Here is a 20,985-nt window from a genome sequence, read left to right as displayed (position 1 = left end):
CCCATTGGGATGTCATTCTGGAGATATATTTCATCTGATCCGGGAATTTACGGAGCGAACGATACTTTTTCCAGTCGGGGTTACGACTTTAACCGTTATATTGCGAGAGAATTGGGAGTTTGGGCAGGTGTTCCGTTTTTAGCGGATATAGAACACTATCAAGACTATGCTTGGATTGAATTGTCTTTTACAGTAACGAATAACAACGCGTATGCGAAACGTAAACTACCTATCAAAGATTTAGTGTTACAGTTACAAAAGTTTTTGAACACGACTGGATGACAAACGTAATGCCTTCGGTTACGAATTGGACGGCTCAGGTTGCTTCGTATAACGCGCAATATGCGAACTGGCAGACACAGATGCAAACGGCGATAACGAGCGCACAAAATGCGTATAACGCAGGAGTACAAGACATTCAAAACCAAGAATCGAGTTGGTTGGCACAGATGGGCCAATTACAACAACAGGCATCGAACGCTTTTGATGCTGCTGCGAACGCTTTGAAAAACGGCCAAGGACAATCTAACTATGGGCAGTTGACCCAGCAGATTTTGGCAGGTTTAAACAAAGGACAGTTACAGTCGAATATATCTAACTCGATGGACTCGATGCAGTATGGTGATGGATTTTCTAATATTCTAAATAACTTAGATAGAAACGCGGATAGAGGTATTCCGAATTTTTCATTGAGTTCTTTTGGTTCGAGTATGAGTAGGGCACTTACGGGAGTTTCGAATTTGACTTTGTTGTCTTCGACTAACAACGCCTTGATGGACAATATACTTGGATACATGCAGAGTGTAGCAGAGTCTATGCGTAACGAGAAGCAGTTTACCCAAAACGGTCAGCAGGATCTGATAGAAGCGCGTGGGTTGAAAACGAAAGTGATCAAGACGCATGACAAGTATTCCGGGGAAGAGATTAGCACCTCATACGTGTTAGACGAAAACGGTAATATCCGTATGTTTAAGGACGAAGACGGGGAAATAAAACAGATGACCGTTGGGGATTGGATCCAAGAAACTTGTGGAAAGGATCTAGGTAAATGCGGAAGTTATACGGAAAACAAATACGAAAGTGTGGCGATTGATTCGAAAGGAAATATAACGGCACATAGAAGCGTATATAACGGAACCACCAGCCAATGCGGAGCGGATTTTGCACAGGCAAGTTCCTATTGTTATAACGAAGACGATAGAGTGGTAACGATCGCGCCACCCAATCCAAAAGCACTTTTGTTAGGAAGAGGAGCTTCAAGACTTGGAGATATTTTTGACGGTAACGACAACGGGATTGGGGATTTAGTCAATACAACATTCCAAAATGTAGGTACGTTTTTATCATCCAGTAAATACACAGATGGACTGTTTTACGACGTAAAAAATGCACAGATGGAAAGCGATCATAACGCGTCGATCGCAGCACAGGACGTAAGCAACAAAGTAAAAATTGCGAACCTAATTGTAGACTACGCGGAAGCCGTGTTATACGGAGGAATGTCTACCAGTTCTTGGGTGACGAAACAAGCGCACCAAGCCGTGCAGGACGTAATGGCTACGGCTCTTGTAAACACGTTTGATTTGTCTCCGGAAGTGGCGGCCTTTTTATCGGGTGGACTGATGGCTCGAGAAGTGGCTCGACATGAAAAAAATTCTTTTGCAGTTCAGAATTGGGGGATCAATCGAGGGATACACGACATTGCAGAGTCCTTAAACAGATCCGATCTTAAATTCTTAAGCGCCGGAGAACTATTAGAATCGATTAATATAGGCCCGAATGCCGAAAAGTTACGAGCGATCGAAGACTGGAAGGACTTTAAATATCAAACATACGCTTTTGGAATTCAGCAAGTAGGAAAGGCGAACGGATTACCTCCGGAAACCGCGGCGGCGATCGGTCAAGCGGTGGTCGGACATTTAAGAATGCAGAAGGCTAAAGAAGAGCTGGGGATGCGCTCCGGAATGTATTCTTTGAATGCGGTCGGGCATGTGGTTCGGGGAATTTTAGACGGAGTATGGTCTCTTGTAGGTGAAATAGTCGGGGGAGTTGTGCTGAAAGGATTGGCGCACGTATCGAACGAAGCCGGACTAACTGGAGACAGTTACGAACATACCTACGGTAAAAGTGTACAACAAAGGATCGATCTATTAAAACATAGAGAAAAGAAAGAAATTATCAGACAATCCGCCGCGAACGACGTGGCTGCTTACGGGGCGGTGGTACAAGCGGCGGGGGACGATCTGCATCTGGATCCTGCAGTTACGGCTAACTGGGTAAAGACGACGACCGAGTTTGTGAGCCGTAAACAAGCTGAAGGAGAGTTACATCATAGAAACGGTTTTCTGGGAGGAAAGGGAGCCTTTCCGGTCGTAACCTGGGTAGACAACACACTGCTTGGTGGAGCGATTACGAGTTTACTTGCAAAGGCGGTGAAAGGGATTACCACAACGGTAGGAGATATAGGGCATTTTATTTCTCCGAAGAGTGATACATTTCGTCACTCGATGTATCAGCAAGGAAATAACTTTTACAATGACATGACGTCGACCGACGTCAAAGCCAGAGCGCAACAAGGTATAATCAACAAAGCTTATTTAGAAACACAGATGCGAGACAAGTTGTTCGACGCCATAGGAGAAGCGTTTTTTACCGGAGATAAGGAAGCGGCGCATAACTTAGGTTTATTACTAAAACATCATATAGACCAGAAAGAGGCAAAAAAAGCCGCCAGGGAACAAAGGCTCAAAGACACACAAATGATCGTACAAGTAGCGGCAGCGGCGGTAGCAATCTACTGTACAGCAGGGGCGGCATCGGGAGCGACGAGCAGCTGGTTTTCTACAGTAGCGGTACAAACAGGAACGACAACAACTGCGTCCTTAGGAGGAGTGTCGACGGTTGTAGCGACAGGATTAACAAACGGTCAGTTGCTTGCTCTTGCGGCGAGCACGGCTGTGAGTATGGGAGTTGAAGGAAGCATCAACGGAAGCAACGGAGCCCTAGGGGCGTTAGCCAACGGACTGATTTCGGCGGTCACGATGGGAGTAAAAACTCCCGTAACAGGATACGTATCCTACACGAAACATCAAAACGCGAACCTATTAACGGGCCAACACGAAGTGAAAGGGGGCTGGGGTGGCGGAATAAACGTGAACGTAGCTGGAGCGAAAGCGTTACCGATAGGTGAAGTATTACAAGCGTTTGCAGCTGGAATGAAAATGAGCAACTTGAGCCTTGGAATGAGTTACAACCGGGACGCAGGACTGGGAGCCAATATCAACACGAGTTTCAAAAGCGGTTTGAGCTTAGGATTAGACTACAACTTTAAAAGCAAAGACTACACGGCCAACGCGAGCTACGACTTTAACAAGATAGGCGGAAAGAGCTGGGCGAACGTGAACTTGGGAATTAGTGCGAGTAAGAGCGGACATGCGAGCTTTTCCGCGTCTTACACGAACGACGGGAATACGCTTGTTCCGCAGAAATACCGAGGCGGCGGAGCGACGATAGATTTTGGCAACGACGGAGTGATAGGTTTGAGCATCCAAGGCCCGAAAGGGGCGACGATGGGAACGCTGAACTACGATACGAATACGCACGGATTCCAACCGCTTGCATTGAACCACAACTTTCAGAACGAGTTTAACCAAGGGATGGCTGCGCACAACGCGGCGGAGAATCATCAACGCAACCAGATGGAGATTCTGATGAAAGAGATAGCGTTGGGAACGAAGATGGACAAACCATTGTTTACCCAAGCGGAGATAGACGCAGCGCTTCCACGAGACGGGAAGGGTGGAATTGATATGGATAAGGCCAACCCGGAGAAGCTATTAGAAAAGTGGAATGCGCACAAAGATGCAATGTCTCAAACCCCTGACGGCTTGAAGAAATGGAAGGAGGAAGTAAGCAGAGCTGGAGAAAGAAGTGGAATAGAAGTAAAGTTTAACGAAGGTAAAAGTGCGACATCCAGTTTTGGAAAGTTTGTAACAGGCCTTATGGGAGACGTGGCCCAAAGTTTTGGATTTGCAAACGACGGAAGCAAGATGGTGGATAAGGGAGGGGTGTTTCACTTAGACACCTGTTTTGCGGCCGGAAGCAAAATAACAAGATTAAAGAACAACAGAATCAGCGGGCGCTTCGAGGGGTTAGATGTTAGTTCGTTAGGGGTTAGTGTTAGTAGTCAAGATTCTTCTGATCGAATTACGAATCAACTATCAACTAACATTTCGAAGAGTGAGGAAGACTACGAATACATAGCGATTGAACAGATTCAAATCGGTGATGTAGTAAAATCTTGGAACGAGAATACAAACCTGTTCGAGAACAAGAGAGTGACTCAAACTTTCGTTCACGAAATACCACAGTTGTTCTTTCTTGAGTTGGACGGAGAAGAAGAAATTCACGTTACTTGGAACCACCCGTTTAGACGGAAGATCGAGAATACAAAAGAAGGAATTCAACTGTTTGATTTGAGAGGAGTTCGTAGAGAATTTGAAAATCACGGTTCGGATTTAGAGAAACATTCAAGAAACGTTGCATTAGAAAAACGAGATGGAGAAGAATCTTCATTACAAACACTAACGACTAACATCTCGAAAGCACAAACACTAACCGCTAATCAACTAACGACTAATCACTCGTCAGAATGGGTGAAAGTGGAAGATCTGAAACTGAGAGACCAAGTGTTGAGATCGGACGGAAGCTGGGGAACTGTAACGGGGATCTACTACTACAACACAGAGCCGACTAAAGTTTACAACTTAGAAGTAGAAGACAATCATACGTATGTTGTCGGAGGAGATACATTAGGAATCGGTTATGTGGTTCATAACTACAACGACCACCAAGAATCGATATTTGGGCAGCTTAAGAAACTTTCGAACGACGTGTATGACGTAGCGAAAAAGTTTGCGGGGCTTGAAGGCGGGACGGGTAACGAAGTATATCAGAGAGCGGTCGCGCTTCAGCAGGAAGTGAAGTCGACGAATGCGTTACGCGATTCCTTAAAAGTAGAATCGAACGCTTTGAATTTAGAAAAGAACAAGGCGGAAGCCGGTTTAGAGCTTAACAAAAGACGTAACAGCGACTTTTTGTCTGCGATCCGCAATCCGGACAGCAATGATCTACCTGGAATATCCGATCTTCGTAAACAACTAAAGAATGTAGACCCAGTGAAAGGATTTACTCCAGAGCAGATGAAAACTGTATCGAGCTGGATCAGTACAAACGGACTGCATGCAAGAGGAATTCAAACCGGATCGGGAATGTTTGGCGGAAGTCCGATCAAGGCGTATATAGCTGCGACAGCTTCTCATATAACGGGAATGGAAGAACATGGAAAGCTGACTAACGCAATTAAAGACTCAAACGAGAAGTTAGCACAGCACAGAATCAAAGAAGACAACATTGGCCGCCAAATGATCGAGAGATCGGAACGTGTAAAAGCGGATCTAGTAAAACTGGTACAAGAGAAACACGGAAACGATCCTAGATATGCTGAAGTTCTTGTGGAACACGGCCTTGTGAAGAAAGACGCGTTTAATAACGACTACAAGGTGACGTATGGTGAGAAAGAAAAGGCGTTTGCGGACAAGATACCTGCTGGAACGAAGAAGAGACTGGATGAGTTTACGACTAAGATAGCAGACATACGAGTAAAACAGAATCAGCTTGAGGCAGCGAGTTACACACAGTGGAACAAAGAACATCCGAACGAGCCATACAAGAGAACACCTGACCTTGAGAGACGTCGTAACGACATGATTTCTCAGCAGAAGAATTTAGAGAAAGAAAGAGCGACGATCATCAACCGAGAAGTAGCACCGTTTCCTAAAGAGAACGAACTTCATCGTTTGGAGAAATTGGGAGAAGCAAACTCACTGAACGACAAACAGAAAACCGAGCTAACTCAACTTAGGAATGAGAAGAAGACACACGAGACCCAAGTTGCGGCGTTCTTTGACAAGGATAGTGCGAAGTTACACAGCTCATTAGAGGACATAGACTTAAAGAATTCGAAACCGATGACAGTATCTACGACACAAAGTAGATTTGAAAACGAGACGATTCACAAGTTGAGATCTAAAGACAACGCAGCGACCAAACAAGTGGCTTGGGAAGGCAAAACGTATCAGAGAAACGTAAACAACGAAACGGGCGAAGTAAACTTTGAAAGAGAATACAAACCTGGAGTGAAAGAAGAGATCAGCGTAACTGACAGCGGGCAGATCAAACAGAAACTAACGTGGAACAACGCATTCGGCAAACCTGAAGAATCGGTGAAAGTGTTTGATGCAAATGGAAAATTCCTAACGGAACTGAGTGGAACCAAACCTGCGACTGTAGAAACGAATCCGAACGAGAAAGTGACGATCAAACCGAACGAACCACAAGGTCCGATTCAAAAGAACGACTTGAACGAAGTGAAGAATCTAATTGCAAACAACAACTTAACTTCGAAAGAGAGATTGTCTAAGATCAACACATTAGACGAAATAGAAGTAAACGGAAAACGTTATGTAAAAGAGACAGTAGTAACAGAGAACGTAAAAACTAAAAACACGAAAGAAAAAGTGACGTTCTTTACATTACAAAATGAGAATGGAAAGAGTGAAAGAATCTCATTCGAAGAAGTAAACAGCGGTTACACAGACGCCAAAGGGAAACCGATTAAAACGATTGAAATGGTTCAGGTTCAATCGGAAGGAACGGTAGCGGAAGATACGAAACGATTTGACCGATTTGGAAACGAAATCCCTGATCAGGATCACGCCGGAAACTATCCGACGTATGCAGAAAATCCTAAGTATTATCAGGACAGAGCGAAACAGATATTCAAAGAAAAGAATATTCAAACTGTGGTAGATAGCTCTGGTAATTTAGAGAAATACAATGGGAATTCGAGTTTAGTCAGTTTGGCCAACGACGGCTTTATGAACATCAGTTCGTTGACCCAGACTCAGAGAGATCAATCTTATTTAGGTCAAAAAAACAAGGATGGAAAACCAGTGTTGTATTCGTTACCGGGTAACAAGAATGGGGACGTGTTGGATGAAAGTGCTTGTCAGTCTCACGGCCCGGCGACCGTCTTAGCGTCGTTAGGTTTCAAGATGACTCCGGAACAGATCAATCAATATGGAAAGTTGAGCGTGATGATGACCCGTATGGCAGCAGAAGCGGGCCAGATGCTACCAGGTAAACCAAAACCGTCTCAGATGTCTTTGCAGCAGTTATCAGATTTAGTGTTTAAACCATTGGGATTTGAAATACCACCGGGAGAGGAAGGCGCTTTGATTGCCGGTGGACCAGGAAAGCCGGAAGAGCCGGATAAAGATAAATTTGAATTTAATCCGGATGGTTACGAAAAAGCGAAGACGGAATACAAACAAGAACTTAGAGATTTCAAATTGAAATTCCAAGAAGAACATTTGAATGCTTGGATTACTAAACAATTAGAAAAAGGGAATATAGTGGTGTCGGGGGCCGATTTTACTGCGGGCGGTCACGTAGCTACCTTTATCGGAAAAGATAGGGATGGTTGGTATTCTAATGATTCGTATGGAGATGCAAATACGAAATATGCAAGCCGTGACGGAAAGATGAACCATTACAAGTTCCAAGACTATGCACTTGGTTACGGATACGTTCTGAAAAAGACTGGAACCCCGATGACTGAGACGGAGAGAAAGACGTATTTGAAAGATTACACTTCGTATCCCGGACTTAAAAAACAGCAAGCGAGTATTTCCACTTCGATCCAATCACTTGAGAATATTGTAAAGAACGCAAGTGATGAGAAGAAACGCCAAGAATCGGAACAAAAGTTGAATGAGTTGCGTAAAAACTTAGAGACAACGAAGGAAGAGGTAGAAAGAATTCAAAAACAATGGGGGTTAAAATGAAATATTACAAAGTGATTTTGTTGTTACTCATCGGTTTATTGAGTAGTCCGATTTTTTCTCAGGTGGAAACACTGGAAGATTGTTTGAGTCGAAAGAGCAATGTTGGTTTAAAGAATTTGAATAAACTAAAGCATTTAGACTCAGTGGATGGGAGGTTCTATTCGCAAGGAGTAAATATGCCAGCCGAAGGAATGAGTTGGCAAACTTCGTTTAAGCCTAGTAAATCCTTACCGAAATCAAAACCATCCGGAATGAGCCAAAACGATTGGGCAAAAAAAACCTGTGCTTTGAATGCTTATCAAGTTCACGATACATATGTAGAAACTCCTTGGTGTGAAGGCGTTCCTGGAGTTGGAATTGGAGAAGTAGTGATGGGGTTGGCGGATATAAAGGATAAAAATTACTTTTATATTCTCCCAGGTGTTAATGGCCTTAGAAAGAATTTTGAATCCTATTCTCGTCCTTTGGATATTGATATTCATTATTTAGTTCCGATGGAAGTGGGCACGACACAGTCCGGAGGAAAGGTTTTCAGCGAAGTTTTGTATTGGAGCAAACAGTCCGTCAAGTTGAGCAAAGACCCCGGGTATCAAAAGATTGAGATTCAACCTTACAAAGAGATTATGAAATCAATTCAAGGAAATCGTAATGTTGACTATCCTTTAATTTTGGTTGCGATTGAAATTAAATCCGTAATTGAAGGGAAAGAAAACAAAGAACATACTTGTATTTCGGAAATTGGAAATTCGAGCTGGAGTCCAGAGAAATATACGAAGCCGACTTTGAGGGATTGATTTTTTTGTGGGTTGAAATGAATTCTAGAAAATTAAAATATACGAAAGTGTTAATGATGTTAGGGGTTTTGCTTTTGGCTAGCCCTACTTTTTCTCAAGTGGAAACATATGAGGATTGTTTTTCAAAAAAGAGCAATGCGGACTTGAAGAACTTGAACAAGAAACAGAAAGGAAATTCTGTTGAAGGTGTGTTCTATACCTCAAACGCAAATATACCGGCAAAGGGAATGGTGTGGCAAACTTCGTTTAAACCACACAAGTCAGTCTCTAAGTCTCGGCCTAAGAACATGAGTCAAAATGAATGGGCCGAGGAAACTTGTGGTTTGAATGCATACCGGGTTCAAGATCAGCGAGAAGCTACTAGATGGTGCGAAGGAGTTCCGGGGACTGGAATTGGAGAAGTAGTAGTTGGACTGATTGATATTAAAACCAAAAACTACTTTTACATTCTTCCTGGAGCAAACGGACTTAGAAAAAACTTCGAATCCTTTTCCCGCCCATCGGAAGTTGTAGTCCACTATTTACTTCCCGGAGCGACGGATACTTCGCAAGCGGGTGGAACGATGCTACTCGATGTATCGTATTTTGGTAAACAATCCGTGAAATTGAATTCAGAACCTGGTTATCAAAAGATCGAAATCCAACCATACAAAGAAATTCTGAAAGAAATGAAAGGGATGAAGGTAAGAGAGGGTGAGACTTTAGTTTTAGTGGCTATTGAAATCAAGTCCGTGATTGAGGGTAAAGAAAACAAAGAACACACTTGCATTGCGGAGATTGGTAATTTCAAAGACGAAGCGTTTTACAAAAAGGCGACGCTCCGGGATTGAGTAGGAAGAATAACACTTCGAGATGTTATTGTTTAGCAAGAAATGAACAAGATGTCATTGAAAGAAACGAATAGAACCTTGAATTACGACTGCGAAAGCGATCGAAGTGGAAATCCTGCGGCGCAACATGTTTCTTTCTATGATTGTTTTAGAATATACGAAGAATTTAAAATGTTGCGCTGCAGATTGGAACGGAGAGCGCGGTTCGCGCAAGCGAATTCGCCCAACTTGCAACCCAGAAAAGTTATTAGACAAATGGAATGCGCACAAAGATGCAATGTCTCAAACCCCTGACGGCTTGAAGAAATGGAAGGAGGAAGTAAGCAGAGCTGGAGAAAGAAGTGGAATAGAAGTAAAGTTTAACGAAGGTAAAAGTGCGACATCCAGTTTTGGAAAGTTTGTAACAGGCCTTATGGGAGACGTGGCCCAAAGTTTTGGATTTGCAAACGACGGAAGCAAGATGGTGGATAAAGCGGGCGTGTTCCATTTAGACACCTGTTTTACGGCCGGAAGCAAAATAACAAGATTAAAGAACAAGAATATTAGAATATACGGAAATATCAATTCTACCGAAATTAATTTGAATGAGATTAATCCTAATGACTATGAATTTACAAATATCGAAGAAATTAAAATCGGTGACGTAGTAAAATCTTGGAACGAGAATACAAACCTGTTCGAGAACAAAAGAGTCACTCAAACTTTCGTGCACGAGATTCCACAGTTGTTCTTTTTAGAGTTAGATGGCGAAGAAGAAATCCATACGACTTGGAACCACCCATTTAGACGTAAGATCCAGAATACAAAAGAAGGAATTCAACCGTTTGATTTGAGAGGAGTGAATAGAGAATTTGAAAATCACGGTTCGGATTTAGAGAAACATTCAAGAAACGTTGCATTAGAAAAACGAGATGCAGAAGGAACTTCACAACAAACATTAACGACTAACAACTCTTCAGAGTGGGTGAAAGTAGAAGATCTTAAACTGAGAGACCAAGTGCTTCGTTCAGACGGAAGTTGGGGAACTGTAACCGGAATTTACTACTACAACACAGAACCGACTAAAGTTTACAACTTAGAAGTAGAAGACAATCATACATACGTAGTGGGTGGAGATACATTAGGAATCGGTTATGTGGTTCATAACTATGAAGGTAGTTTTGACAAGGGAGTAGCAGCGATTAAGGCCCAAGTAAAGGGGTTTATGGGCGGAAGCGGACTGTTTGGACTTGGTCCGGAACATCCGATGAGCGGTGAAGCGAAAGCGTTGCATGACAATTTAACGCACTACGACTCAGAAGACAAGAGACTTGGAGGAGAGAAGAACCAGATAGCAACGGAAGGCAGGAGACTGGAAGGGCAGAAGGAACTGTTTTTTAGAAAGAACGACTTTTTACTGGGAATAGTACGAGATTCGAGTTCGAACGGAGTGGAAGGGATAGCGGATCTTAGAAAGTCGTTAGCGAATGCAGATCCGAAAAGAGGCTTTAGTAAAGCGGAGATGAGCGCGATCGGCGACTTTATGAAAAAGAACTTCGGAAACGGAAACAGTAACGGACTGGGAATGAATTTTGGCGGTTCTGGTTTTACGACAGGTGGAATGAGTAACTTGATAGCGAACGGCGGAATTAAAAGCGAGTTGTTCAAAGCGGCGATGGAAGCAGGCAGTTCCGGAACACTTGCACACTTAAATGAGAGACTTGGGGCTAACAAGGAACAGTTGCGTCTGAAAACGATCGAACACGAAGCGGCGGGAGCGAACTTAGCGAAGATCATAACACAAGACTTTGAGAAGTTTAAAGTAGCGGCGGCTGAAAGACATTACAACGACGCGAACTATTCCGACTTTATCGCAAGAAATCAGAAGAGCGGAATCAAGTTAGAATCGCCTACGACGTATATGACGAACGAAGGTAAGAAGGTTCAAGCAGAACACCAAAGTAAGTTGGAGTTCATCAAGAGATACGGAGAGTTAGATACACACGGCTCTAACGGAAAAGTAGTGGCGGAACAGTTGCTAAATTCTCGTGAAAGATATATCAAAGAGGATATGAAGAGAGAAGAGACAGCGAACCGTTTGTTGAATGAAAGCCCGGCATACAAAGAGAAAAGAGGAATCATTGAAAGAAGCGGACAAGAAGCAAGCCGTTTGCAAACGGAACTTGAGAATCGCAAGACACAACTTCATTTAGAAGGAAAGACGGAGAGACAGATTGCTTCGGATGCGGACGTGAAGAGATTACAAAGTGATTTTGAGAAACATACGAAACTAAAAGAGACAACGAAGAGCGAAATAGAAACCCTTTACAAAAATACACTGACTAAGCTAGATTCTAAGTCAGTCTATGGCCCTGAAATATATACGGCGGCGATAAAGACGGCGGAAAGAAATCCTGAATATTCAGAGAATCTAAAGAAGATAACTCAGATGCGCGACTCCAAAGAAATGTCAACAGGAGGGTTGTTTGACAAGTTGGCACCGGGCCTCAATTTGAACCGTGATGTAAACGACAAGATTGCGCTCCTGGAAAAGAGAAACAGCGAGATTGTGGACGGATACGCAAAACAAGAATTGAAGTCTCATGACAAAGAATCGAACCGCTTAGGAAGTAGTGGTCTCAGAGATTTAGACAAAGAGACGTCGAAACATTTGGATGGAGCGATCCGAGAAATCGTAAACAGGAACTACGATCCAGAAACAGGACTGTTTAAAGAAGGCGGGCCACTTGCGCACCTGAACAATCCTCCGGTAGTAGTGGAAGCGATCAAGATGGAGAACAACTTCAACTTTGGAGATACGAAGGAGAAGTATCAACCGAGCGCAGAGAGAATGCAGAAGATTTCTGCAAGTGTAGCATTAGGATATACGAATACACCTTCTCCGGAACCGAAAGCGAAGAAGATGACGTTGAAGGAAATAGAGAGAGTAAGTGCGCTTGCATTTGAGACACCTGCGGACAGATTCAAACGAGAATATAAAGATGAAAATGGGAATGGATTGGTTTACGACCCGAACAATGTAGAACACAAGATTTTGTTAGCGAAAGAAATGGTGAGTGCGCGAAACGGAAATCAAAGTCAGTTTGGCCCGCTTGCGGTTCAGTTAGCGTCTGTGTTTGACAACATAGTGAAAGAGACGAAAGGGGACAAATCTCAGTTCAAGCCTGATCCATCCGTAGTTCCGGGTTCTAAGGAATACAAGGATTTTGAGGCGGTAAGAGATTGGATCTATTCCGGTGCACGTTCTCAGTGAAACTTAAACAGGAAAGTCCGGAAATCCGGACACTTTAAAAACAGCTTTAACATGATGAACAAGCATCAATTTTGTTGATGTTAGGTCTTTTCTCTGCTGCGAGTTTGATCTGATTTGAAAATCGGAGTGGATCTGGTAATGCACCTTCTAAAACTTCTTTTGGGGAATATCCGAATAGAACTCCGCTGGGACGAGAGTTGTATTCTGGGACGGCGAGTTCTAAAGTTTGAATGACTTCTTGCAAAGAGGAAAGTTTTTTAGGGAAAAGGAATTGGTATTTCATAATCTTATTGAGTGCTTCGACCATACTATTTGAAAAAAGAATATCAACTTGAGCGATCAATTTTTGTATCAATAGTCCTGGCCTATTAAGCAAAACATTGACTGCTCCCTGATTTTCAGAACCGTCGTCGCATAGAAGCTGAATTGGTTTTTGAAACAAATCATATCTTTCGCAAACTTCCGTTAAATTTAAAACAGTATATTTAGAGTTCCATTCTAAAGAAGCTTTCCAGCCTAAAATGGCTCTTGAAAAGTTATCCATTATAAAATGAATATAAACTTTATTCCCATTTAACAAGCGTAAGATGGTAGTGTCCATATGAAGAAGAAGTAAAGGTGCAGAAGTTCTAATTCCGATTTTTCTTCTGATTTTTCGAATGATTTCTCTTGTAGGACCGAGTAATCTTGTGTATTTGTAAAATGTGGCCAAGCTGAAAAATGCGGAACCGTCCTTTAGGATTTTGTAAAAGATAGAACGCAAAGGCCAATTTGTGAATTCAGGATTTTTAATATATTTAGAAATAACCTTTTGTTCCTGTATTGTGAGCTGTTTAGGATGTGTTTTTCTGCAAAGACCAAATACGGAAGAATTACAAAATACTTCATTGTTCCATTTGTAAAATCGTTGAGTAGAGATTTTCATAAAACGACATGCGCGTTTCAGGCCGATATTTGGCGAAATTTTTTGAATGATTGATACGATTTCTTTTTTTCGACGATTCCAAATCTTTCTTTTTCCTCGTATGTTTTCTGTTAGAGACTGATAAAAAGAATAAATCAGAAAAAGAGATTTGAGCGCTTTTCTAAACGTTTCGCTATCTAAAGCTTTTTTGTAGAGATCTAAGTTTTTAAAAATAGGATCTCTTGAATCATATCCTATGATGGTATCCAAATTGCGATTTTTCCAGTCGTAACGTGTAGATTTTGGTATTGTCTCCTTTTCTATAGGAGAAAGAAGATTAAATTGAGTTTTGAATATTAGAGCTGTATGATACAAGTTTTTTGTTTTAAGTGTAGGTGATTTCATTTGTGAATATATCGTAAATAATTAATCACAAATTGAATTTTTTGTGTAGGAAATTACAAATTTGTTAATTGTCTCAGTTTGAATAGATTTTGCAAAACGAACCCAAAACCAAGGATTATGATAAAAGGAAATAGAATCCATTTTTGTTTTTTGGATGTTATCGGAGAGAAGTTTGTAAAGAGAATAGAAAGGGAAACATTGATTTCTATACTGCGATGTGACATACGAACGAAACGACTTGATCTTACTGTGCGGTGGTCTTATTTTTGTATTGAAAACGAGTAGGTTCTATCTTGAAACGTGATAATACGGATACCTTAGTACAAGAGATCGCTTCAATTTTTGAATCCATTAGAGAAAATACATATAAAGGAGGGAATCGATTTCTTTTGACGGGTCATTTAGAAATTGGTTCTTTATTAAATCGAGAGTTTAATTCCTACATACTGGATGTGAAAAGCAAACAGAGAATGAAAACTCTGATTGAAAAGATAGATAAAGTGGTAAAAACGAATTTTTCGAGAAGAACCCTATACTATGCGCTTAAATTTTATCAAGCATATCATGGAAAGAAGTTAGACTATCGATTGAGTTGGAGTCATTACAGAATCTTATCCTCAGTTTCTAATCAAGATGTAAGGAACAAATTAGAAAAAGAAGCGGCAAAAAATGATTGGAACAGATACGTATTAGAACGTAAGGCGCGAGAAAGCGGTTACTATGGCGGTTCAAGGGCGGGAAAATGGAACCGTCCCGAGGGTGAGGTTTATCATTACAAAATCGTAAATAAAAGTATGGATCTTTCGAAAGAACTTTGGATCGATTTAGGTTTTCATTGTTATCGTAAATTAGATAAACAAAATTTAAAGGAAGGCGAATTTGTTCGATTGCATTTTGAAAAGAAGACCTGGGGTTTTAAAAAGGTAAGTGCGAATTCTTTTCTTTATCATTATCTTGGAATATTAGAAAGAATTGTAGATGGCGACACTTTGCTTGTTCAAATTGATTTAGGTTTTGGTCTTACAACCAGACAAAAAATTCGTTTGCTTGGTGTTAGTGCGCCGGAACTTGGAACGTCTGAAGGTGATGCGACTTTTGAGTCTTTAAAAGAGAAGCTGAAACCTGGTACAGGTCTTTTGATACGAACTCATCTTCAAGACAAATACGGTCGTTATCTTGGAGACGTTTTGTATTTACTGAAAAAAGAATTTAGTTATGAAACATTAAGAACCAAGGGAATACATTTGAATGAAGAGCTTTCTATGAAGTTTGAAAGTTAGGATTAGAGTTTTTGAAAAATTAGCAATAAAAACATTTATTAAAAAATAAATGAAGGTCCCAAAGTCCAGCGGATAAAACAAAAACGAGATGTTTAAAATCTTTTCTAAAACATCTAATGACATCATTCTAAATCTTTTAATACCAGCAAAAGAATTTTCCAAATTTTTCAACAATTCTTTTGAATAAAGATAACCCAAACAACGGTTTTATAAAAAAAATTGATTATATTCATTTTTTATGAAAAAAGAAAATTAATTTAACCACATCAGAAATTAACTAAATTCGTTTTTTCTATTTGATTGCGTGGGTTCAGTATAATCAATGTGAAAGAAATTGAAGCGGGAGAATTTGGTAGAACGCTTTGCAAACTCAGAGTCTCACGTCTATAATAAATTGAAACTATAGATGCAATATTGTATAACGTTTCTTTCATGCAATTTATTTACCGGAACTGAAAGTGCTGTCTGGCAACGTCCTATTTATTACGCAGAACTTACGTTATTTATTTAATTTTCTAAAAATTCTCAAAAGTTCTCTCATTTCTTTAAAAGTTAGTTTAGATGCGAAAAATTCTCGAATTCCTTCTTCGTAAATCGGCCATGAATTTCTAAGAGCTAGTATTCCGGAAGATGTAATTTCTACGATAAATTCTCTAGCGTCATTTTCACTTCTTTCTCGTTTTAAAAAACCTTCTGAAACTAGTTTATCTACAGAACGAGTCAGAGCGCTTTTGCTTAGTATGATCTCTCGGGCTATATCCGACATTCTGGAACGTTTTTTGGGTTTTGTATAAACCGTATAAAGTACGTCGTACCAAGTGAGGGAAATTGCATTTGTTTTAGCAAGAGCGGATTCTATTTGAGAGGAGGCGGAACTATAGAATTTTAAACCAGCCGCCCAGGCGTGAATCGATAAATCTGATAGTTTTTCATTCATTAATAACAAAATTTAATTTTTTAATTGCACTTACAACCATTATTTAGAAATGTGGAATAGTTGTGATTGCAACTAAAATTCTTTCCGAATTTTACCCGGCAAGAATTCAAAAGGAGTAACAAATGAGCGCACAAGCTATAGGAAAAAAAGTGACTAAGTTGAACGAAATGATTCTGGCTGGAAATGTAATAGAAGCCTTTCAGGAATTTTATCACCCTTCAGTCGTAATGCAGGAAAATACTCAAAATCCTACGGTAGGTTTTGAAGCGAATCTTGCGAGAGAAAAGGATTTTGTCTCTAAAGTAAAATGGAATCTTGCGAAAGTATTAGGTACCATCGTAGATGAGGAAAGTAATAGAAGTGTTGTAGAATGGGAGTTAGATTATATTCATAAAGAATGGGGCCACATTAAGATTACACAGGCGAGTGTCCAAACCTGGAAGGATGGAAAAATCTTTCACGAAAGATTTTATTATACTATGAAGTAATAATCACCCTGATACGAGATAGTAAGCAAATGTATATTATCTCGTGTCTTTAGTTTTGTAATATGAGAAATTTTAGAATATTCTGTTTTTTTCTATTTAATATCGAATCTACGTAAAATCGTTTATCATAATAAACTCAACTATTTACAAAAACGCTCATAAAGTTTTGAAACTTATTTATCCTATAAACCCTTAAAGGCACAAAAGTTTATTTTAATTTTTTTCTCTTAGAACTAGATTTCTTTATTGAAATAGAATTTTTAGTCTGTTTTGAGATCGATCCAGTGAGAGAGTCCTTTTTTGAGTTTTGATTCTTTGTAAAAAGTTTTAATAACAATTTTCCAATTTCTTCTCCTCTGGAAACTCCTAGATTTACTGCCTCTTTTAGTTTACTTGCATTTGTAGTAACTAAACTTACTGGAAGAGGATTTTCAGGAGAAATCGTATGAATTCGTACACCTTTGGGAGGTTTTTGTGCTACTGCTCTCGCTAAGTTAAAATGATGATGATGCCATCTGTTCATTAGTTTTGCCATTTTCCAGTCTTTTGGAAAAGATAAAATACTAGTCAACATACTAAACGGAGGAGAAATTCTTTCCACGGGAGAATTTAAAACTACTGTAATGTCTTTATATCCTGCTTCTATCAAATCTTCAAGAGGAAGCGGATTGAGAACTGCCGCGTCAGTATATAATTTTCCGTCTACTTTGTGTTTTCCTCTGGTTGCGATAGGAAGAGAAGTTGCCGCTTTCAAAAGATCGAATATATTGGAAGAAGTAGCGCGTACGTATTCGATCGTTCTCGTTTGTAAATTACTGACTGCGATTCTCAATTCTGGTAAACCGAACTTTTCAAAATTTTCTGCAGCCAAAGGATACTTTTGTCCAAACAAGTCGTCTACAAGATACTCTTGATCTAAAAAAGTTTTTCCTAAAAAAGGATGAAATGGAGATATGAGTTTTCTTCCGGCGAGTTCTATGTACCAAATTGCTAAAGTTTTGAGGCTTTTTTCCGGTTCCGGTTTTGGCATGGTAACATAATACGCGGCGGAACAAGCACCGGAGGATACCGCAACTACTAAATCAAAATGTTTTGGAGATACAATCGTATGCAAAGAATGTAATGCTCCTCCTGCGAAAGCTCCTTTCATACCACCACCTTCGACAAGAAGGGCTCGTTTGCTACCTTTGGCTATTGGAATTTTCATACTAAGGATTCGACCTCGGATTCTTCAAAATTTTCTAATTTAGATTTTTTAAATTCAAATGGATAGATGAGATTTGTAAGACTTGCAATTTCGTGCATACGTTCGTGTAAAAATTCTTCTGGATCTTTGTCTGGATTTAAGTATTTTAATTCTCCGATTCGAATTGTAAGAGATGTTCTACGTAAAAAACCTCTTGGACGATAGTCCAATCCTAAACATAAAACCGGAAGAGGGAACTGTGGTTTTCCCACGATAAAACGAAACGCCCCAGGTCTTCCTTTTCCCATTTTATAGGGAACCGTAGTTTGCTCCGGAAAAATGACGAGCATATTACCATTATATAATACTTTTCTTGCAAAAAGTAGATCCCTTTTACTTTTACGCGGCTCTAATCGATTGAGTGGGATTCCACCACATTTTAAAAAGAAATTGAAAAATATAGGCGCTGCCATGGAGTCTTTCATGATCGCCCATATATCCCAGCGTGCTTTATACAAACCTTTGGCAAGTCCAAGGGGAATGTCGTCGTTTCTCTGGTGTTTCACTAAAACTAAAACGGTTCCTTCTTTAGGAACGTTTTCCAATCCGATCACTTCGGTTTTATAAAATAGACTTCCGTAGATTCTTCCGAACCAACGTAAAATTTTTTTTACCCTAAGAGAACTGCCAGGATGTATTCTCGGTTCAGTGGAGTCGTATTTCTTGCCAGATTGATTTTGTTCTTTGGTCCTAGTTTTTGGATTCATATTGATTTGTCTGAGTCAAAATAAATGGAAGTGGTTGCAAAAAAAAGAACTTCTTTTTGCCGAAGAACGAAAAGTTATGAAAGTGTCAATTACGTAGTTGAGTCTTAAATCGTTGTCTATTTCATACAAATACTTGAAACGATTAAAAAATCAAAAGTAAATTTACGATCGTTTCCAAAACATACACAATGATTTAGATGAAATTAAAAGTTGCTCTAGTTCAAGCGTTTAGATGTGTATTTGCCATATCAAAGATTTTTATTGTAGCCGTTTTTGATCGTATAAATTTTAAGACGAATTTTATTTTTTAGACGATCTGTTTTTTATAAAAAACGTATAATGTGCAGTTTGAATTTAGAAAAAGATTTTAAGATTTAGACTTAAAATTGAGTTCTTATTACTTTAAAGATTCGTCTATTATTTTTTAAAATTCAAGTTTGTGAATATTGTTTTACTGATTCTTATAGAAAAGAATAGGACGAAATTTGAATTAACATATAGTTTTGGATGTTTTATTATACAACACAAAAGATTATAGATGAGAAAATTATCATATAACTAATTGAGAATTTAATTTATATTCTCAAAAACGAAACTTCTTAAAAATTAAATCAAATTGAAATAAATTGTTGATTAAAATACGTTTTGGCGATTCAATTAAGCGGTTTCTTTTTAGAGAAATCTGGCCCGATTTTTTTGAAGGCAAATTTTTATGTCAGAAGATACTCTTTTTAATAAAAAGAGGCATAAGTTCTATTCCGATTTAGAAAGTGATCAATCTTTTAAATCGAAAGAACCTTTTATGAAATCTAGGGATATTCAAGATACTGAAATTAATCTTCTTCTGGAGGTCATCTTTGAAAAATACGGTTATGATTTCAGACAATATTCTGAGGCTCATATACGAAGAAGGCTTATCAGTAGACTTACTCTTTCCGGTTTTAACAGTATTGCTGAAATGCAGACGCAGGTTTTACAAGATAAAACTTTTGCTTCTAAGTTATTGCAGGACTTATCGATCACTGTTACGGAAATGTTTCGTGATCCAGATTTTTATATATGTTTGAGAAAGAAGGTAATTCCCATTTTAAAAACCTACCCTTTTGTGAAAATTTGGCACGCTGGTTGTTCGACGGGAGAAGAAGCGTATTCAATGGCGATTCTTTTAAAAGAAGAAGGGTTGTATGAAAGATCGATTCTTTATGCTACGGATTTTAACGAGCAAGCTTTGAAAGTGGCGAGGGACGGAATTTTTAGAAATCGAAGTATGAAGGAATATACGATCAATTATCAGCTATCTGGTGGGAATGGTTTTTTTTCAGACTATTATACTTCTGACGGTGAAATGGTAATTATGAATCAAACGTTGAGAAAAAATATAGTATGGGCTCATCATAATTTAGTAACGGATCGAGTTTTTGCAGAGGCAAATCTGGTTTTTTGTAGAAACGTTTTGATTTATTTTAAGAGAGAACTACAAAACAAAGTACATCATCTTTTTTTAGAAAGTCTCGTAAAAGGAGGTATCCTTTGTTTAGGCTCTAAAGAAGGGATTTCTTATGGTGGATTAACAGAAAAATATGAGTCTTTAGATTCAAAACAAAAAATATATAAGAAAAAATACTAGGATTTGTATATTATAAAATTCGTATGAGTTACGAAGCGATCGTAATAGGGACTTCCGCTGGAGGTTTAAATGCAATGAAAACCATATTACCGATTTTGCCCGCTCGGTTTGAAATTCCTATTGTAATCGTTCAACATATAGGAGCGCGTTCTGATGGAGAATGGTTTCGAATTTTGGAAAAATTATGCGATATCAAAATCAAAGAAGCAGAGGAAAAAGAGGAAATAAAATCGGGTATAATATATGTGGCGCCGCCTAACTACCATTTATTGATTGAAAAAGATCGGACATTTTCTTTTTCCATAGGAGAACGAGTGAATTTTTCAAGACCTTCCATTGATGTTTTATTTGAAACTGCTTCTGAAGTATATGGAGATAAACTAATCGGAGTTATATTGACTGGTGCCAATTCTGACGGTGCACAAGGTTTAAAAAAAATTAAAGAAAATGGTGGTCTGGCGGTTGTTCAAGATCCTTTAACCGCGGAGATTGTTTTAATGCCTCGGTCCGCTATCGAAGCCACATCTGTGGATTACATACTTTCTTTAGAGAAGATCGCTGAACTATTGATAAGACTGGACCAAAATAATTTGGAGCAAAGATAAAT

The 20,985-nt window shown here is 39.4% G+C and carries 11 protein-coding genes and 1 pseudogene; 8 read left to right on the top strand and 4 right to left on the bottom strand.

Annotated features, from left to right (window positions below; translation table 11 throughout):
• From LEP1GSC059_RS06720 to LEP1GSC059_RS06705, 4 genes and pseudogenes are all read left to right on the top strand, one after another.
• Positions 1–7,907, top strand: a pseudogene (locus LEP1GSC059_RS06720) (TIGR04388 family protein); the annotation flags it as partial.
• On the top strand, positions 7,892–8,701 hold the full coding sequence (locus LEP1GSC059_RS06715; RefSeq protein ID WP_036057225.1) for an NADase-type glycan-binding domain-containing protein: 810 nt from the start codon (positions 7,892–7,894) through the stop codon (positions 8,699–8,701). The pseudogene LEP1GSC059_RS06720 and the gene LEP1GSC059_RS06715, both read left to right, overlap by 16 nt.
• 17 nt (positions 8,702–8,718) lie before the next feature.
• On the top strand, positions 8,719–9,531 hold the full coding sequence (locus tag LEP1GSC059_RS06710) for an NADase-type glycan-binding domain-containing protein (protein WP_036057234.1): 813 nt from the start codon (positions 8,719–8,721) through the stop codon (positions 9,529–9,531).
• Between the two features lie 127 nt (positions 9,532–9,658).
• A complete protein-coding gene (locus tag LEP1GSC059_RS06705; RefSeq protein WP_017214186.1) occupies positions 9,659–12,784 on the top strand; it encodes a TIGR04388 family protein in 3,126 nt (1,041 codons plus the stop codon).
• A gap of 46 nt (positions 12,785–12,830) precedes the next feature.
• On the opposite strand, the gene LEP1GSC059_RS06700 is transcribed toward LEP1GSC059_RS06705, so the two are convergent.
• The gene (locus tag LEP1GSC059_RS06700) at positions 12,831–14,093 is read right to left on the bottom strand and encodes a DDE-type integrase/transposase/recombinase (RefSeq protein ID WP_020980490.1); all 1,263 of its coding nucleotides are present in this window, start codon (positions 14,091–14,093) and stop codon (positions 12,831–12,833) included.
• Positions 14,094–14,386: 293 nt separating this feature from the next.
• Between LEP1GSC059_RS06700 and LEP1GSC059_RS06695 the strand changes: the two genes are divergently transcribed.
• Positions 14,387–15,373, top strand: coding sequence for a DUF1016 N-terminal domain-containing protein (locus LEP1GSC059_RS06695; RefSeq protein WP_017214183.1), 987 nt, complete (start codon positions 14,387–14,389; stop codon positions 15,371–15,373).
• 499 nt (positions 15,374–15,872) lie between these two features.
• On the opposite strand, the gene LEP1GSC059_RS06690 is transcribed toward LEP1GSC059_RS06695, so the two are convergent.
• Complete coding sequence (locus tag LEP1GSC059_RS06690) at positions 15,873–16,310, bottom strand: MarR family winged helix-turn-helix transcriptional regulator (RefSeq protein ID WP_002177090.1); 438 nt, start codon at positions 16,308–16,310, stop codon at positions 15,873–15,875.
• A gap of 122 nt (positions 16,311–16,432) precedes the next feature.
• Between LEP1GSC059_RS06690 and LEP1GSC059_RS06685 the strand changes: the two genes are divergently transcribed.
• Positions 16,433–16,798 (top strand): nuclear transport factor 2-like protein, encoded by a 366-nt coding sequence (locus LEP1GSC059_RS06685; protein WP_002177098.1) that lies wholly within the window; start codon positions 16,433–16,435, stop codon positions 16,796–16,798.
• A 208-nt stretch (positions 16,799–17,006) separates the two neighbouring features.
• On the opposite strand, the gene LEP1GSC059_RS06680 is transcribed toward LEP1GSC059_RS06685, so the two are convergent.
• Together LEP1GSC059_RS06680 and LEP1GSC059_RS06675 are read right to left on the bottom strand one after the other, a co-directional pair.
• Positions 17,007–18,005, bottom strand: a complete 999-nt coding sequence (locus tag LEP1GSC059_RS06680) for a patatin-like phospholipase family protein (RefSeq protein WP_002177058.1) — start codon at positions 18,003–18,005, stop codon at positions 17,007–17,009.
• On the bottom strand, positions 18,002–18,751 hold the full coding sequence (locus LEP1GSC059_RS06675) for a lysophospholipid acyltransferase family protein (RefSeq protein ID WP_002177082.1): 750 nt from the start codon (positions 18,749–18,751) through the stop codon (positions 18,002–18,004). Before LEP1GSC059_RS06675 ends, LEP1GSC059_RS06680 begins: the two co-directional genes overlap by 4 nt.
• A gap of 712 nt (positions 18,752–19,463) precedes the next feature.
• Between LEP1GSC059_RS06675 and LEP1GSC059_RS06670 the strand changes: the two genes are divergently transcribed.
• Together LEP1GSC059_RS06670 and LEP1GSC059_RS06665 are read left to right on the top strand one after the other, a co-directional pair.
• Positions 19,464–20,378 (top strand): CheR family methyltransferase, encoded by a 915-nt coding sequence (locus LEP1GSC059_RS06670; RefSeq protein ID WP_017214179.1) that lies wholly within the window; start codon positions 19,464–19,466, stop codon positions 20,376–20,378.
• A gap of 23 nt (positions 20,379–20,401) precedes the next feature.
• Entirely contained in the window at positions 20,402–20,983 is a 582-nt protein-coding gene (locus tag LEP1GSC059_RS06665) for a chemotaxis protein CheB (RefSeq protein WP_002177073.1), read from the top strand.
• The last annotated feature ends 2 nt before the right edge of the window (positions 20,984–20,985 follow it).

This window comes from Leptospira noguchii serovar Panama str. CZ214 (genome assembly GCF_000306255.2).
Classification (GTDB): Bacteria; Spirochaetota; Leptospiria; order Leptospirales; family Leptospiraceae; genus Leptospira; species Leptospira noguchii.
This window is presented reverse-complemented; position numbering and strand designations above follow the sequence as displayed.